General features: G+C 64.9%; 18 protein-coding genes. 6 read left to right on the plus strand and 12 right to left on the minus strand.

Annotated elements, in window-relative coordinates:
* Positions 1-4: 4 nt before the first annotated feature.
* The 3 genes from ACEQXV_RS20110 to dapD all read right to left on the minus strand — a co-directional run bounded on the left by ACEQXV_RS20110 (position 5) and on the right by dapD (position 2,074).
* Entirely contained in the window at positions 5-769 is a 765-nt protein-coding gene (locus ACEQXV_RS20110) for a YHYH protein (protein ID WP_370270651.1), read from the minus strand.
* Positions 770-850: 81 nt separating this feature from the next.
* On the minus strand, positions 851-1,102 hold the full coding sequence (locus tag ACEQXV_RS20115; protein ID WP_370252788.1) for a GlsB/YeaQ/YmgE family stress response membrane protein: 252 nt from the start codon (positions 1,100-1,102) through the stop codon (positions 851-853).
* 144 nt (positions 1,103-1,246) lie between these two features.
* Positions 1,247-2,074, minus strand: coding sequence for a 2,3,4,5-tetrahydropyridine-2,6-dicarboxylate N-succinyltransferase (gene dapD, locus ACEQXV_RS20120; RefSeq protein WP_370252789.1), 828 nt, complete (start codon positions 2,072-2,074; stop codon positions 1,247-1,249).
* A 158-nt stretch (positions 2,075-2,232) separates the two neighbouring features.
* Between dapD and ACEQXV_RS20125 the strand changes: the two genes are divergently transcribed.
* On the plus strand, positions 2,233-3,078 hold the full coding sequence (locus tag ACEQXV_RS20125; RefSeq protein ID WP_370252790.1) for a TIGR00730 family Rossman fold protein: 846 nt from the start codon (positions 2,233-2,235) through the stop codon (positions 3,076-3,078).
* Positions 3,079-3,152: 74 nt separating this feature from the next.
* On the opposite strand, the gene ACEQXV_RS20130 is transcribed toward ACEQXV_RS20125, so the two are convergent.
* Genes ACEQXV_RS20130 through ACEQXV_RS20145 form a run of 4 tightly spaced genes read right to left on the minus strand, consistent with a single transcriptional unit; the run spans position 3,153 to position 6,893 of the window.
* Positions 3,153-4,031, minus strand: a complete 879-nt coding sequence (locus ACEQXV_RS20130) for an esterase-like activity of phytase family protein (protein WP_370270652.1) — start codon at positions 4,029-4,031, stop codon at positions 3,153-3,155.
* Positions 4,001-4,924 carry a penicillin-insensitive murein endopeptidase gene (mepA, locus tag ACEQXV_RS20135; RefSeq protein ID WP_370270654.1) on the minus strand — a complete coding sequence of 308 codons (924 nt, stop codon included), beginning with the start codon at positions 4,922-4,924 and terminating at the stop codon, positions 4,001-4,003. The genes ACEQXV_RS20130 and mepA overlap by 31 nt, the downstream gene beginning before the upstream one ends.
* Entirely contained in the window at positions 4,924-6,291 is a 1,368-nt protein-coding gene (locus ACEQXV_RS20140) for an MFS transporter (protein ID WP_370270655.1), read from the minus strand. The genes mepA and ACEQXV_RS20140 overlap by 1 nt, the downstream gene beginning before the upstream one ends.
* 23 nt (positions 6,292-6,314) lie before the next feature.
* On the minus strand, positions 6,315-6,893 hold the full coding sequence (locus ACEQXV_RS20145; protein ID WP_370252894.1) for an acyl-CoA thioesterase: 579 nt from the start codon (positions 6,891-6,893) through the stop codon (positions 6,315-6,317).
* Positions 6,894-7,041: 148 nt separating this feature from the next.
* Here ACEQXV_RS20145 and ACEQXV_RS20150 point away from each other — a divergent pair, with 148 nt between their 5' ends.
* Positions 7,042-7,329 (plus strand): YggT family protein, encoded by a 288-nt coding sequence (locus tag ACEQXV_RS20150; RefSeq protein ID WP_370252896.1) that lies wholly within the window; start codon positions 7,042-7,044, stop codon positions 7,327-7,329.
* Between the two features lie 63 nt (positions 7,330-7,392).
* On the opposite strand, the gene msrA is transcribed toward ACEQXV_RS20150, so the two are convergent.
* Entirely contained in the window at positions 7,393-8,067 is a 675-nt protein-coding gene (msrA, locus tag ACEQXV_RS20155; protein WP_370252898.1) for a peptide-methionine (S)-S-oxide reductase MsrA, read from the minus strand.
* A 166-nt stretch (positions 8,068-8,233) separates the two neighbouring features.
* Here msrA and ACEQXV_RS20160 point away from each other — a divergent pair, with 166 nt between their 5' ends.
* Positions 8,234-8,950: an HAD family hydrolase gene (locus tag ACEQXV_RS20160; RefSeq protein WP_370270657.1), complete on the plus strand. Its 717-nt coding sequence runs from the start codon at positions 8,234-8,236 to the stop codon at positions 8,948-8,950.
* A gap of 3 nt (positions 8,951-8,953) precedes the next feature.
* On the opposite strand, the gene ACEQXV_RS20165 is transcribed toward ACEQXV_RS20160, so the two are convergent.
* Both ACEQXV_RS20165 and ACEQXV_RS20170 read right to left on the minus strand, forming a co-directional pair.
* On the minus strand, positions 8,954-9,241 hold the full coding sequence (locus ACEQXV_RS20165) for an SCP2 sterol-binding domain-containing protein (protein WP_370252902.1): 288 nt from the start codon (positions 9,239-9,241) through the stop codon (positions 8,954-8,956).
* A 78-nt stretch (positions 9,242-9,319) separates the two neighbouring features.
* The gene (locus tag ACEQXV_RS20170; protein ID WP_370252904.1) at positions 9,320-10,546 is read right to left on the minus strand and encodes an argininosuccinate synthase; all 1,227 of its coding nucleotides are present in this window, start codon (positions 10,544-10,546) and stop codon (positions 9,320-9,322) included.
* 82 nt (positions 10,547-10,628) lie between these two features.
* Here ACEQXV_RS20170 and ACEQXV_RS20175 point away from each other — a divergent pair, with 82 nt between their 5' ends.
* Entirely contained in the window at positions 10,629-11,387 is a 759-nt protein-coding gene (locus ACEQXV_RS20175) for a hypothetical protein (RefSeq protein WP_370252905.1), read from the plus strand.
* A 10-nt stretch (positions 11,388-11,397) separates the two neighbouring features.
* The gene (gene ilvA, locus ACEQXV_RS20180; protein WP_370252906.1) at positions 11,398-12,645 is read left to right on the plus strand and encodes a threonine ammonia-lyase IlvA; all 1,248 of its coding nucleotides are present in this window, start codon (positions 11,398-11,400) and stop codon (positions 12,643-12,645) included.
* Here ilvA and ACEQXV_RS20185 read toward each other — a convergent pair.
* Positions 12,642-12,965 carry an Hpt domain-containing protein gene (locus ACEQXV_RS20185; RefSeq protein WP_370252908.1) on the minus strand — a complete coding sequence of 108 codons (324 nt, stop codon included), beginning with the start codon at positions 12,963-12,965 and terminating at the stop codon, positions 12,642-12,644. The genes ilvA and ACEQXV_RS20185 overlap by 4 nt on opposite strands.
* Before the next feature lie 161 nt (positions 12,966-13,126).
* On the opposite strand from ACEQXV_RS20185, the gene ACEQXV_RS20190 reads away from it, so the two are divergent.
* Positions 13,127-14,419, plus strand: coding sequence for a PP2C family protein-serine/threonine phosphatase (locus tag ACEQXV_RS20190; protein ID WP_370270659.1), 1,293 nt, complete (start codon positions 13,127-13,129; stop codon positions 14,417-14,419).
* On the opposite strand, the gene ACEQXV_RS20195 is transcribed toward ACEQXV_RS20190, so the two are convergent.
* A complete protein-coding gene (locus ACEQXV_RS20195) occupies positions 14,388-14,837 on the minus strand; it encodes an NUDIX domain-containing protein (RefSeq protein ID WP_370254303.1) in 450 nt (149 codons plus the stop codon). The genes ACEQXV_RS20190 and ACEQXV_RS20195 overlap by 32 nt on opposite strands.
* Between the last annotated feature and the right edge of the window lie 34 nt (positions 14,838-14,871).

Raw genomic sequence — 14,871 nt, forward strand, 5'->3', positions numbered from 1 at the left:
ACGATCAGCGTCGGCCCATGAAATCGCTGCTGACCGTCCCGTGAAAGCAGCGCGGGAAGAACGGGTAGGTATCCGTCGCAAAATAGGTGAGCGTTCCGTTGACCACGGCGGCGTTGCACTGGTCGAGATTGCCTGCCCCTTCCACGAACACCCAGTCTTCCTCGTAGGTGCCGTCATAGGCGCCAAACGGAGCCGAGGCGCGCGTGCCCTCTCGCAACTGCCAGCCCGACTGGGCGGCGTCACCGATATAGTGGATCTCGAACCCGTCTGCGGCCCAGCCGATCAGGCTACCGGACTGCGAGCCCACCAACGCCTCGGACACGCCGTGGTAATGGTAGAGCCCCCGGTGATCCACATGCGCATTCTGCGCGTCCATCCCCAGCAGCTCCGCCGCGCCCATGCCTTCCAGCCGCCACCCCGAGGACGGATCGCGGGAAAAGCCCCGCGGGCTGTTGGCATCGTAGAAATCCGCCGTTCCGGGCCGGAACAGAATGCCCGTCACCGAAACGCCCGAGCTTTGGGTGTTTTGCGTGATCCGCCCGGTCACCTCGGGGTCTGCGTCGACACAGACGCGGGTCGCTTGCTGGCGGAAGCTGTTGGGATTGCCCCGGTTGGGGAACTGCCCGATGTCATGGTTCGGGCTGGAATTGGACGTGACGCAAAGCTGCGCGCCCTCCAGCCTGACATCAACCTCGTTTTCATGCGCAAAGGCCCCGTCGGCCATCGCGGCAAGCCCGATGAGGGCGCTCAGGGAAAACAGTCTCAGCATGCGTTGGTCCTCCTGCACTTATCCTGTGCAGGCTCAAACGCGCGGCCTTGAGAATTCCGTCGAAACTGGCCCGATACCGGCCTATCTGCCGCGCAACTGGCGCGCGCCCCAGATGATCAGGCAGGCCCCGGCGAAGCCGACCAGACCTTGCGAAATCCACGTGGCCGAGGCCGAGATGCCGACCAGCCGCAGCAGGAAATTCGCCACGATCGCCCCGACGATCCCCAGAATGACATTGGCGACCAGGCCGGTTTCCGCCCGCATGAACGTGCTGGCACCCCATCCGGCCAACCCGCCCACGACGATCGCCGCGATCCATCCCAAACCTTGCATGCACATGCTCCACGCCGTTTCGACGGGGGGAGACTAGCACGGTTGCCCCGCAAGACAGCGGAAAAATGACGCGGGGGTCAGCGTTTTCGAAAACGCGCCTTCTCGGACTTTTCGCAAAGCCCGAAGAGGCGCCCGGCTCGCGGTTCAGTCGCGCAGAAGCTCGTTGATGCCGGTCTTGGACCGGGTCTGTTCATCAACCCGCTTCACGATCACGGCGCAGTAAAGGTTGATCCCGTTCTTCGACGGCATAGAGCCTGCCACGACCACCGAGTAAGGCGGCACTTCGCCATACATGACCTCGCCGGTTTCGCGATCGACGATCTTGGTGGACTTGCCGATGAAGACACCCATGCCAAGCACCGAACCCTCGCGCACGATGCAGCCTTCCACGACTTCCGACCGCGCCCCGATAAAGCAGTTGTCCTCGATGATCGTCGGGCCAGCCTGCATCGGCTCCAGCACGCCGCCGATGCCGACACCGCCCGACAGGTGCACGTTCTTGCCGATCTGCGCGCAGCTGCCCACCGTGGCCCAGGTATCGACCATGGTGCCGCTGTCCACATAAGCGCCGAGATTCACGAAGGACGGCATCAGAACCACGCCCGGCGCGATATAGGCCGATTTGCGCACCACGCAGTTGGGCACCGCGCGGAAGCCCGCCGCGCTCCATTCGTTTTCGCCCCAGGTCGCCCATTTGCTGTCGACCTTGTCCCACCAGCTGCCGCCCTGCGGGCTGCCGGACTGCATTTCCATGTCCTTCAGGCGGAAGCCAAGCAGCACGGCCTTCTTGGCCCACTGGTTGACGTGCCAGTCGCCGTTCTCCTGCCGCTCGGCCACGCGCAGGCTGCCGCTGTCGAGCGCATTCAGCGTGTCCTCGATCGCTTCACGGGTTTCGCCGGTGGTGGCGGGGGTGATCTGGTCGCGTGCGTCCCACGCGGCTTCGATGGCAGCTTCGAGCTGGGCGTTCGACATGGGGGGCCTCCGGTTTCCTTGGTCCCGCGCGCTATAGCCGACCGCCCCCCTCGGCTCAATCCGCAAATACGACGCTTCACGCTTGCGCGAAGACGGCTTTCAACCGGGCGGGGGGCGCGCTAGCCTTGCCCACAGGCAGGACAAGAAGGATACGAGTGATGACCGACGACCCCCGCGACGGGCTTTTCCGTGACGCCCATACCGATATCGAGACCGCCCGCCAGGTCCCCGACACCCCCCAGACCCGCGCCCCCGCCTACCGGCTGGCCTTCACCGACGACGATTTCATGTGCCGGGACGAACTGCGGCCGGTGCGCCTTCAGCTCGAACTGCTGAAGCCCCAGATGATGCTCGATGAGTACGGGGTGAAATCGACCATCGTGATGTTCGGCGGCGCGCGGATTCCGGAACCCTCCAAGGCAGGCAGCGCCCGGACAGACACGCTGAGGGAGCTGTCGAAATACTACGACGAGGCACGCTCATTCGCCCGCATCATGACCGAGCGCAGCCTCGGCAACGGCCAGCACGACAACATCATCGTCACCGGCGGCGGTCCCGGCGTGATGGAGGCGGGCAGCCGCGGCGCAGCCGATGCAGGCGGCGTGTCGATCGGGCTCAACATCGTGCTGCCGCATGAACAGGCGCCCAACGAATACGTCACGCCCGACCTGTGCTTCAACTTCCACTACTTCGCCATCCGCAAGATGCATTTCCTGATGCGTGCCAAGGCAATCACCATCTTCCCCGGCGGGTTCGGCACGCTGGACGAGATGTTCGAAAGCCTGACCCTGATCCAGACCGGACGCATGGAACGGGTGCCCTTCCTGCTCTTCGGGCGCGCCTTCTGGGAACGGATCATCAACTGGCAGGCGCTGGCCGATGCAGGCACGATCAGCCCGGAGGATCTCGATCTCTTCCGCTTCGTGGAAACCGCCGAGGAAGCGGTCGATGTGCTCGACAGCTGGGGCGACACCGCCCGACGCGGGGGTATTCCCGGCCGCTGAACCAGCGGCGGGGAAACGATCTTCGAAGATCGTTGCAAGAATTTTCGAAAATTCTTCCCCGCCCGTTGGGCGGGTCACTCCAGGATCACCTCGACCAGTTCGGTGGGCAGGATCGGGCTGAAATTGTCGTCCGAGACCATGCTGGCCACCAGCCGCCCCTGGCCATCGCGCCAGATGCTCAGCCCTTCGAGGTTGGAAAAGGCCCCATGGCTCGACTGCCAGGCGATCCGCCCGCCCGAAAACCCTTCAGGGCCCAAGTCAAAGACCCGGATCCGGGCGGCGAAGCCGAAGAGCAGGCTGAAATCCCGCTCCAGCAGGTAGAACCGCCCCCGGTCGTCGAAATCGGCCCCGACGGGCCGGAAAGACCCGAGGCGCGGAATGCTCAGCGCCTGCTGCCACTGCCCGTTGGCATGGCGAAAGACGGGAATCTCTGGCCCTTCCGACACTTCCGGAAGGGTGTAGAGCCTTCCCTCCGCGTCCACGGCCAGCGCTTCGAGCGAGCCATTGGCCTCCATCACGGCGAAGCCTGGGGCGGCGGGCAAGATCACCGCCCCGTCCTCGGTCAGCATCACCACCCGATGGTCGCCCTCGAAAGACAGGAACAGACGCCCGCGCCCGTCCATGGCCAGCCCCTCGCTGTCGCGCTGTCCCCTCTGGCCGCGCTCGCCGCTGCGCGCCATCAGCAAGGCGGCCGGTGCCAGCGCCACGCCCGTCACCTCGCCGCTGCCGCCCCGCGCGACCGTGCCCCGGAACAATGCCCCCCGGTCCGAGAGCAGCACGATCCCGCGCCCGCCGTCGGTTACCTCGATCGCGGATAGCCCGCCCAGCATCGGGTCCGGCCCGTCAAGCGCGAAGGCGCCCAGAAGGCGCGCGGGGCCCTCGGCCCAGGCAGAAAGGGTAATCGCGCCCGCCAGCGCCGCCGTCAGGGCGAGCTGAGCAAGACGCGGGTGCATTGGGCAGGCAGGTCGCTCAGCATGATCTCTCCCCGGACCGGCTCGGGCCGGTTCGGATCCGGGTCGGGCAGCGGCGGGTTCAGGATGTTGCGTTGCCATTCCCGCGCCTCGTCGCAACCGTCGCCCGGCGGCGGCGGGGCCTGGTCGACGCAATCGGGCGATCCCTGAGGGCAGGAAAGGCGCACGTGGAAATGGTAGTGATGACCATACCAGGGCCGGATCTGCCGCAGGTAGGAGCGGTCCCCTGTTTCATTGTCGCACATCCAGACCTTTGCGCCGGGGAAAACGAAAACCCGCGCCACCCGCGGATCGCTCGCCGCCGCGCGCATCAGCTGCCAATGCGCCTCGGTCCAGTTCTCGCCCACATAGGCCCCGCGCGCCCGCCGGGTCGAGATCGAGGACAGGCTCTCGCGCTCGGCCTCGGTCAGGCTCAGGTCGGTCGCAGGCAGCATCCAGATATCGGCGTCCAGCCCGGACTGGTGGCTGGCATGGCCGGTCAGCATCGGCCCGCCCCTCGGTTGCGCCATGTCCCCGATATAGAGCCCGTCCCAACCCGGCAGGGTCGCGGCGAAGCGCGACAGCTCCTGAAGGTAGTCCAAAAGCTCCGGGTGCCCGTAATTGCGGTTGCGCGACAGGCGCATCGCCTGCCAGGTCGGCCCTGTCTCGGGCAGTTCTTCTGCCCCCTGGATACAGCCTCGGGAAATGCGTCCGTAGACACGAGTGCGCCCGTCGGATGGCGCGTCGACATGGCCAAAGAGCCGCCTCGCGGGCGTCGCGCTCATCGTGCTGGCCGTGACCTGCATCTCGGGGCTCAACGCCTCCGAGCCGTCTCCGCTCCCGCAAGACCCAAGGGCAATCACCGATACGAACAAAAGCGCGGCGCGCAGGATCATCAACTCTCTTCCCCGTTGGGCTTCACCCAAATCAACAGAACCAATCCCAAGGAGAATAGCCCAATCAGGGGCGTGACCCCAAGCCTCTGGTTGTTCGTGATGTCCGTGGTAATCGCGATCAGCCAGGGCGCGAGGAACGTCGTGGCCTTACCCGACAGGGCATAAAGCCCAAATGCCTCGGTCATGCGCTGCGGATTGGCCTGCTTGGTCAGCATGTTGCGGCTGGCCGACTGCACCGCGCCACCGGCCGCCCCGATCAAAAGACCCGCGACATAGAACAGCTGGTCAGGCAGCGCCGAACCCTCGGCCACCGGCATTCCAAAGATCGCCTCGGGCGACAGCCCCACGATCAGGCAGGCAGTCAAGATCAGTACCACGCAGCAAACAACGATCACCGGCATCGGCCCGAACTTGCGGTCCGCCAGCCCGCCAACCCAGGCAAAGATCGCGCCCGAGATCGCGGCCAGGATGCCGAAGATGCCCACCTCCATGATCGACCAGTCCAGCACGCCCAGCGCGTAGATGCCGCCGAAAGTGTACATCCCGTTCAGCGCGTCACGGTAGAACATCGAACTGCCGAGATAGGCCAGCAGGCTGGGGTGGCGCGGCAGGCCCTTGATCGTGCGCACCAGGTCACGCAGGCCCTCGCCAACCCGGTAATGGGCGTTCTCGGGCGGGGGGCCATCCTTCACCCACAGGAAGAACGGGATCATGAAGACCGCGTACCAAAGGGACGTCAGCGGCCCCACCACGCGCGTATCGGCCCCGGTTTCCGGGTCCAGCCCCAGCAGCGGCCGCATCCCCGCCATGGTCAGACCGTTGTCGCCCGCCTGGAAGAGCGCCAGCATGATCGCCAGCGCCACCACGCCGCCCACGTATCCGAACCCCCAGCCGGACCCTGAGATTCGCCCCAGCTCTTCCTTGGGGCCCAGCGAGGGCAGGTAGGCATTGGTAAAGATCGTGGCGAATTCCATCCCGATCAGGCCCATGCCGAAAAACAGCAACGCCCAGAAGACCGAGAAATCCTCCGGCGCGCTGTACCAGGTGCCCCAGGCGCCAATGACGTAGAGCGCCGAGAAGAGCCAGATCCAGGGCATCCGCCGGCCCGAACTGTCGGCCACGCTGCCCAGGATCGGCGCCAGAACGGCGATGGTAATCCCCGTCAGCGTCAGCCCGTAACCCCACAGCGCCTGCGCCTGTGCCTCGGCCGCCTGCTCGGCCATGCCGCCCGCCATCAGGGACTGCGCGGCGGTCTGGCTGAAATAGGGGCCGAAGATGAAGGTCAGCATCAGCGTGTTGTAGGGCTGACTGGCCCAGTCGAAGAAATACCAGCCCCAGATGCGCTTCGTCGGAGAAATTCCGGCCATGTCCTGCCCTTCCCTGTTCCCTGTCAGGCAGAATTCAGCCAATCCTCCTGTTTGGCAACGGAAATAAATTCCGCCTCCTGCGGAGGCCAGGGCCGCCTGTCCTCGGCTTCGATCCAGGCCTGCACCCAGTCCGGCAAGGGTGGCGAGACCGGATCAACCCCCAGTGCCCGTGTCACGCGCTCGGTCGGAACGATCCCCTCCGGCCCCGTCATGGCCGAACGATAGACAATCTGGTTGCAGCAGGCCTGCCCCTTCCACATCGATTGCTCGATATAGACGAACCGCGCGTCCCAGCCCACGCAGCGGCTACGCATCTCGACCAGCTCGAAGGTGCGGATGCGGGCGCGGTATCGCACCGAGGCCCCGGCCATGGTCATGCCCCAGCGCTCGCGCCGAAGCATCTCGATCAACCCGGTGCGCCGGGCCAGCGGAATGCGCCCGAGATCGTAGAAGGTCAGCGTGCGCCCGTTATTGAGCTCCATCCACAGGTCGATATCCCAGGGCCAGCAGCGATGGCGGCTGACATGGGTTCCGGTCAGGGGAAGGCGCGGCGCATGGCGGGTCACGGCCAACTGGTAAAGCATGCGGGCAACAGGATACATCGGGCAACCTTTGCAACGGGTGGACGGCCCCATTGATCCCCCGCGCAGGGGGGCGTCAACCCGGTCCGTCGCGTCACGCCCTTGTCATCGCGGCCCTGCCCCCTTACCTCTTGGCGAACTCAAGAAACCAAGGGGCGCGCGCAAGGCCATGCTGTCACTCTTCCAGATTCTCCTGATGCTGATCAGCGTCGCCAAGTTCATCATCATCGCCCATATCATCATGAGCTGGCTGATCAATTTCGGCGTGCTGAACATCCACCAGCCGCTGGTGAACCAGCTCTGGCGCGGCCTCGATCAGCTCCTGGCCCCGGTCTACAACCCGATCCGCCGGATGCTGCCCAACATGGGCGGGCTCGACCTCGCGCCGCTCATCGTGATCCTGGGTCTCTTCGCGGCGGAAATCCTGATCCGCAACAACGCGATGTATTTCATCTGACCCTTCTTCTTTGTGGAAATACCCCGGCGGGTCGGATTGCGCAGCAATTCGAAACCCGTGCGCTCAGTGACCCCCGGCAAAGGCAGCCTCATCGCCCCATAGTTCGGACAGCCGCGCATCGCGCCCGCAGGAGTCGCGGTACAGCGTGTAGGCCACCGATTTGCGGCGCGGTCCGAACCGGGTCAGGATCAGCGCGTCGCTGGCGTAGAAATCCTGGTGATAGTCCTCTGCTGGCCAGAAGGGGGCCGCATCCAGGACGGGGGTGACCACCGCCTGTCCAAGCGCGGCCTCGGCCTCGGCAATCGCGGCCTCGGCAATCGCGCGTTCCCCGGGGCCATCGACGAAGATCGCGGTGCGATAGCTCGGCCCCCGGTCGCAGAACTGCCCGCCTGCATCGGTCACATCGACCGAACGCAGGAAGAGCCGCAGGATCTCGTCATAGCCGATCACCTCGGCATCATAGGTCAGCCGCACCACCTCGTAGTGCCCGGTGCCTCCCGCCGTCACCTGCCGGTAGCTCGGGGCCTCGACCGTGCCGCCGGCAAAGCCCGAGACCGCCTCGACAACCCCCGGCACGCTTTCGAAATCGGCCTCCACGCACCAAAAACACCCCCCCGCCAGCACGGTCTGCCGCAGCTCCTGCGCCTCGGCGCGACCGTGATGGGCGATCACGCCCAGCGCGATGCTCAGGGCCAGTGCGGCGGTCTTGATGTTCTGGGCGATGCGGATGCGGGGCATGGGTTTCCTCCTGATGCTCCACCCATCGCGCCGGGGCCGATGAAATACAACGCAACTGCCCGTGAGCTCACAGAGCGGTGAATTCCGCTGTCAGCTTGCGAAACCGCCCTTGCGTATGTACGGGGGGTGTACGGGGGTGTACGCCCGGTGTACGGGGGGTGCTGCCATGAAAATCGCGATGTGGTCAGGTCCGAGAAACCTCTCGACGGCCATGATGTATGCCTTCGCGAACCGGCCCGATTGCGCCGTGGTGGACGAACCTTTCTATGCCGCCTACCTCGCCCTGACCGGGCTCGATCACCCGATGCGGGCCGAGATTCTCGCCGCCCAGCCGCAGGATCCTGCCGAGGTTGCACAGGCTCTGTCCGGCCCGGTCCCGGATGGAAAAGCCCATTGGTATCAGAAACATATGACCCAGCACATGATCGCGGGCGTGCCCCGAGACTGGATGCGCGACGTGGTCAACGTGTTCCTCATTCGCCACCCCGCCCGCGTCGTCGCCAGCTACGCTGCCAAGCGCGAGAACCCGACGCTCGACGATATCGGTTTCCGCCAGCAGGCCGAGCTTTACCGCGAGGTCCTGGCGTTCGGCGGAACGCCCATCGTGATCGACAGTCACGACATCCGCGAGAACCCGCGCGACATGCTGGAAAAACTGTGCGATTCCATTGATTTGCCATTTTCCGAGGCCATGCTCTCCTGGCCCGCAGGCGGCCATGACAGCGACGGCGTCTGGGCCCCGCACTGGTATGGCGCTGTCTGGAACAGCACCGGTTTCGCGGGCGCCGAAGGCCCCTTGCCATCGCTCGATGCCGAGGCCGCAGCCCTGGTCGCTCAGGCCCTGCCCTTCTACGAGGACCTGTCCTCGGCCAAGCTCCGCTGAGCGTCAGCCCTTCAGCAACTGACTCAGCTTCATCGCCACCGCCGGATTGCCGCTGACCTTGAGCTTGCCCATCATCAGCCCCGTCATCGGGTTGAGCTTGCCTGTCAGCAGTTTCACCAGGTTGTCCTGGCTTAGTGACAGGGTGCAATCGGCATCCCGATCCTCGGTCGTGGCACTGCCATCGGCCAGCACGATCACGCCATCCTCGCCGCAATCGAACTTGAGCGAGCCGTCGAAAGCCTTGCCCCCCAGGCCGGCGCGAATGCGCTCTGCAATCTCTTCCAACGCCATCTCGGCCCCCGAATGAACAACCCGCCCAAGGTGATGGGCGGGCTTAGGAAATCTGGCAATGCTGACGTGGCTGGAAGCTCAGCCCTTCAGCCGGCGGTTGCGCATGGCGATCAGCCGAAGGCGCAGCGCGTTGAGCTTGATGAAGCCGGCCGCGTCCTTCTGGTCGTAGGCACCGGCATCGTCTTCGAAGGTCACATGCTCTTCGGAATAGAGCGAGTGGTCCGACCAGCGCCCCACGCAGCGGGCAAGCCCCTTGTAGAGCTTCAGCCGAACGGTGCCGGTCACGTGTTCCTGGCTCTTGTCGATGGCCGCTTGCAGCATCTCGCGTTCGGGGCTGAACCAGAAACCGTTGTAGATCAGCTCTGCATATTGCGGCATCAGCTGGTCCTTCAGGTGCATCGCGCCCCGGTCCATGGTGATCGACTCGATCCCGCGATGGGCCTCCAGCAGCAGGGTGCCGCCGGGCGTTTCGTAGATGCCGCGCGATTTCATACCGACGAAACGGCCTTCCACAAGGTCGAGCCGCCCACAGCCATGTTTGCCGCCCAGTTCATTGAGCTGGGTCAGCATCTCGGCCGGGCTGACTGCCTTGCCGTTGATCGACACCGCATCGCCCTTCTCGAAGCCGATTTCCACGTATTCGGGTTCGTTCGGGGCATCCTCGGGATGCACGGTGCGCTGGTAGACGTAATCGGGCGCGTCGACCGCCGGATCTTCCAGCACCTTGCCCTCGGAAGAGGTGTGCAGAAGGTTCGCGTCGACGCTGAAGGGCGCTTCGCCGCGCTTGTCCTTGGCGATCGGAATCTGGTTCTTCTCGGCGAAGTCGATCAGCTTGGTGCGGCTGGTCAGATCCCATTCGCGCCAGGGGGCGATCACCTTGATATCGGGGTTGAGCGCGTAGGCCGACAGCTCGAAACGCACCTGGTCGTTGCCCTTGCCGGTGGCACCATGGGCCACGGCATCGGCCCCGGTGGCTTCCGCGATCTCGATCAGGCGCTTGGAAATCAGCGGCCGTGCGATCGAGGTGCCAAGCAGGTAGAGCCCTTCGTATTGCGCATTGGCGCGGAACATCGGGTTGACGAAGTCACGCACGAATTCTTCGCGCAGGTCCTCGATATAGATATTCTCGGGCTTGATCCCAAGCATCTCGGCCTTCTGGCGCGCCGGTTCGAGTTCCTCGCCCTGGCCCAGATCGGCGGTGAAGGTCACCACTTCGCAACCATACTCGGTTTGCAGCCACTTGAGGATGATCGAGGTGTCGAGACCGCCGGAATAGGCGAGAACGACTTTCTTCGGCGCGGACATTGGACTCTCCCGGGAATTCGATTGACCGACGGGGCGATACCGGGTTTTCAAGGGGGAAGCAAGTCAGGCGGAGTGTGGTTGAATGGACTATGGCTATCGAATGTTGCGGCATGTTGTGGCGCAGGTTTTCGGCAATTTCGGGCAAGCCGCCCGGCTGACGCTTCTGCTGACCTTCCTGCCGATGGGCCTGCTGCTCGTGCTTTTCCTGTCCACCGGCGCAACTCTGGACCCGTCCATGGGCCAGGGCGACATGCCCAACCCCGGCATGATCTTCCTGCTGGTGCTGGCCGGTATCGTGGTCAGCGCCATCACCTATTGCTGGGCCGCCGTGGGCTGGCACCGTTTCGTGCTGCTGGAAGAATATGGAAACGGGCTTGTGCCGCGCTGGCACGGAGGCTTCGTGCTGTCCTATATCGGGCGGGCGATTCTGCTGGGGATCGTGGTGTTCCTGATCGCCTTCGTGTCCAGCCTGGTTCTTGGCGGGCTGCTTTTTGCGCTGCCCGGCGTGGTCAGCCTTCTGGTCGTGACGGGCTGGGTTCTGGGCATGTCCTGGGTCATCACCCGGCTTGGCCTGATCCTGCCGGCCGCCGCGCTGGGCGAACCGATGTCGATCGGCGAAAGCTGGCGCGCCACGGCCCCGGTGGCGACCGACCTGCTGGTGCCCCTCTTCATCATCGCCCTGGCGATGAGCGTGCTTGGCGGGCTCGTGAACCTGGTGTTCCAGGGCAGCGTGCTCGGCTTCATTCCGCAGGGCCTGCTGTACTGGATCCAGATCCTTCTGAACCTGTCGCTGATGACAACGCTCTACGGCACGCAGGTGCAGGGCCGCACGCTGAACTGATCGGGACATCATGACCGACTTTGCCACAAGGGCCCGCGCGGCCGCCGATGCCATGCGGGACCTCTTCCCGCCCACACCGCTCTTGCGCAATGCTTTCCTGTCGGACCGCTACGGGGCCGAGATCTGGCTCAAGCGCGAAGACCTGAGCCCCGTGCGCAGCTACAAGATTCGCGGGGCCTTCAACGCCATGACCAAGCGGCTGGCCGAAGACCCCGACCGGCGGCTCTTCGTCTGCGCCAGCGCGGGCAACCACGCGCAAGGGGTGGCGTTCGTGTGCCGTCACTTCGGCGTCAGGGGCGAGATCTTCATGCCCGTCACAACCCCGCGTCAGAAGATCGACAAGACATTGGCCTTCGGCGGTGACGCGGTCGAGATCAAGCTGGTGGGCGATTATTTCGACGACACGCTGGCCGCCGCCCAGGCCTTCTGCACGGACACGGGCGGCGTTTTCCTGTCCCCCTTCGACGACCCCGACGTGATCGAGGGACAGGCCTCGGTCGCGGTCGAGATGCTCGATCAACTGGGTGCCGCACCCGACCGCCTGATCCTGCCCGTCGGCGGAGGCGGGCTTTCTGCCGGGGTGCTGTCCTACCTCAAGGCCGGGCGCGCCGGGACGCGGGTGAAGCTTGTCGAGCCCGAGGGCGGCAAGAGCCTTGCTGCAGCGCTCAAGGCCGGGCACCCGGTGACCTTGCCAGTGGTCGATAACTTCGTCGATGGCGCGGCGGTCGCGCGGATCGGGGACGCGCCGTTCGAGGTGCTTGGCACGACCGATCCGGGCGACGTGCTGGCGGCACCGGAAAACCGCATCTGCGTGACCATCTCCGAGATGCTGAATATCGAGGGCATCGTGCTGGAGCCTGCCGGCGCACTGGCGATCGACGCCTTGCAGGATCTTGGCGCCGCGATCCGGGGGCAGACGGTGGTCTGCGTGACGTCTGGCGGGAATTTTGATTTTGAACGTCTGCCCGAGGTCAAGGAACGCGCCATGCGGTTCCGGGGCGTGAAGAAATATTTTATCTTGCGCATGCCGCAGCGACCCGGTGCTCTGAAGGATTTCCTGGGCCTCCTGGGGCCAGGCGATGACATCGCCCGTTTCGAGTATCTCAAGAAATCCGCGCGCAATTTCGGGTCGGTCCTGATCGGGATCGAAGCACGCGAGGCGGGGGATTTCGACGGGCTGTTCGAGCGGATGGAAGCCCGGGGCTTCGCCTATCGCGACATCACCGAAGACGAGGTTCTGGCAGAGTTCCTGATCTAGGCCGCTTCCGGCCGGGGCAGGTCGGGGCCGAAGGCCGCGAGCGATTCGTGAAACAGCCAGTCGATATGCACCATGTCGACCGCCTTGCCCTCGTGCGCCTTGTGTTCGGCCTCGGTGCAGGCAAGGGCCAGATCCGCGAAACCCAGGTTGAGCGCACTGCCACGCAGGGCGTGAAAGTCGGCCGCCTGCGCACTGGCCGGGTCGGCGCACAGCCGCGTCAGGGTTTCAACCATCTCGTCAAGGAAGATGGCCGCGACTTCGGCAAAGTCATCCTCGCCGATTTCCTGTTTCAATTCGATCAGCCTGGCCCGGTCGATCATGGTTGCCTCCAACGCTTGCGATGCCCCCATCTGCGCGAGCCTAGGCCGGAAGGCTTTAAGAAGGTCTTGATGACCCGCCCGAAACGCGGGGCATTTTAGGCTTCATCCCCCCTTAACCTCCCGCTGGCATCCAGGGCAGATCGCTAAAGGAAGGGGCGCATTTGCCCGACGATTCGACATTACTGACGGCCAGGGCCGCGGGCGATGGCCAAGGGGCGCCGCCCTGCGACGTGCTGGTGCTGGAAAGCAGCCGTGCGCAACGGCAGCTTCTGGCCACCATGCTGCGCCGATGGGGCTATCGGGTGACGATCTGCGACCACCCCAAGCAGGCGCTAGAGGTGCTGGAAGGCTCGGACATCCCGATTGTGCTGACCGACTGGATCCTGCCGGACATGACCGGGCCGGAGTTCTGCCGCGCTTTCCGGGCAATGCAGCGCGAAAGCTATGGCTACGTGATCCTGCTGACCTCGAAAACGGAAAAGGCAGACCTCGCGCAGGGGCTCGATGCAGGTGCCGACGATTTCGTGGCCAAGCCCGTCTATCCGCCAGAACTGCGCGCGCGCATCAAGGCGGGGCAGCGCATCGTGTCGATGCAGGGCGAGCTTGTGACCCAGAACCGCAAGATTCGCAGCACCTTGGCGGAACTGCGCACGCTCTACGATGCGCTCGACCGTGACCTGCACGAGGCCAAGAGGCTCCAGGAATCGCTAGTGCGCGAAACCTTTCGGCCTGTTCGCAACGGCTCGGTCGCGCTGACGCTGCGCTCGTCGGGGCATGTGGGCGGCGACCTCGTGGGGTTCTTTCCGATCCCGGGCGACCGTGTCGGGATCTTTTCCCTCGATGTCTCGGGCCATGGCGTTACCTCGGCGCTTCTGGCCGCGCGTATGGCCGGGCTTCTGGGCACCGCCGCGCCGGAACAGAACGTGGCACTGGTGCAGACACGGGGCGGACAATGGGCCGCCCTGTCCCCCGATGCAGTGGCCCGCAAGCTCAATGACATGATGTTCGCCGAGGTGGAAACCGATCTCTACTTCACGCTCTGCCTTTGCGATGTGGACCTTGCCAGCGGTGAGGTGAAGATGGTGCAGGCCGGCCACCCGCATCCGGCGATCCTGCGTTCAGATGGATGCGTCGACTGGATTGGTTCCGGCGGCATGCCGATCGGTCTCTTGCCCGATGCGGGGTTCGACACGGTGCAATTCACCCTGTCGCCCGGCGACCGCTTGCTGCTGCATTCCGATGGCTTCACCGAGTGTTCCGGCCCCTCGGGGGGCTTTCTGGGCGACCGGGGACTGGCCGAGATGCTGAGCGGTCAGGTTGACAGCAAGCCCGAGGATTTCCTGCCCAAGCTTCTCGGTTCACTTGAAGCCTACGCCGCAAGGCCCGAATTCGAAGACGACGTGTCAGCCGTTTGCCTGCACTTCACACCCCAAGCGCCCGGCGCAGCGCGCTGACGAAATACCGGTCCCCGTCGACCGCCAGCTGCGCCTCGGCGTCGTCCCAGGACAGGAACACAGGCTGGTGCCAGGGCTCGGTCGGAGCGGTCAGGCGCGGGCCGATCTCGGCCAGGTAGATCGTGCACAGCTTCTGCGCCCAGATGTCGTAGTCCGGCATGTAGGTAAAGCGGTGAAACATCCCCAGTCGACGTGGCGAATGAATGCGATACCCGGTTTCCTCGACCACCTCCCGATAGAGCGCCGACAAGGGCGACTCGCCCGGGTCGATCCCGCCGCCGGGCAGTTGCAGTTCGGCCAGAGGCCGTTCCTGGAAGGTGGCGAGGATGCCGCCTTCCGCCCGGATCACCGCGTAGACGCCGCGCCGGGGCTGGTAGTATCGGCCGGGCTCCGGCTTCTGTCCGAAACGGCGGTTCATGGGCGCTCCTTGCAGGGCTTCGGGCGGTTCATGG

It is taken from the genome of Nioella sp. (genome assembly GCF_964229645.1).
Classification (GTDB): Bacteria; Pseudomonadota; Alphaproteobacteria; order Rhodobacterales; family Rhodobacteraceae; genus Nioella.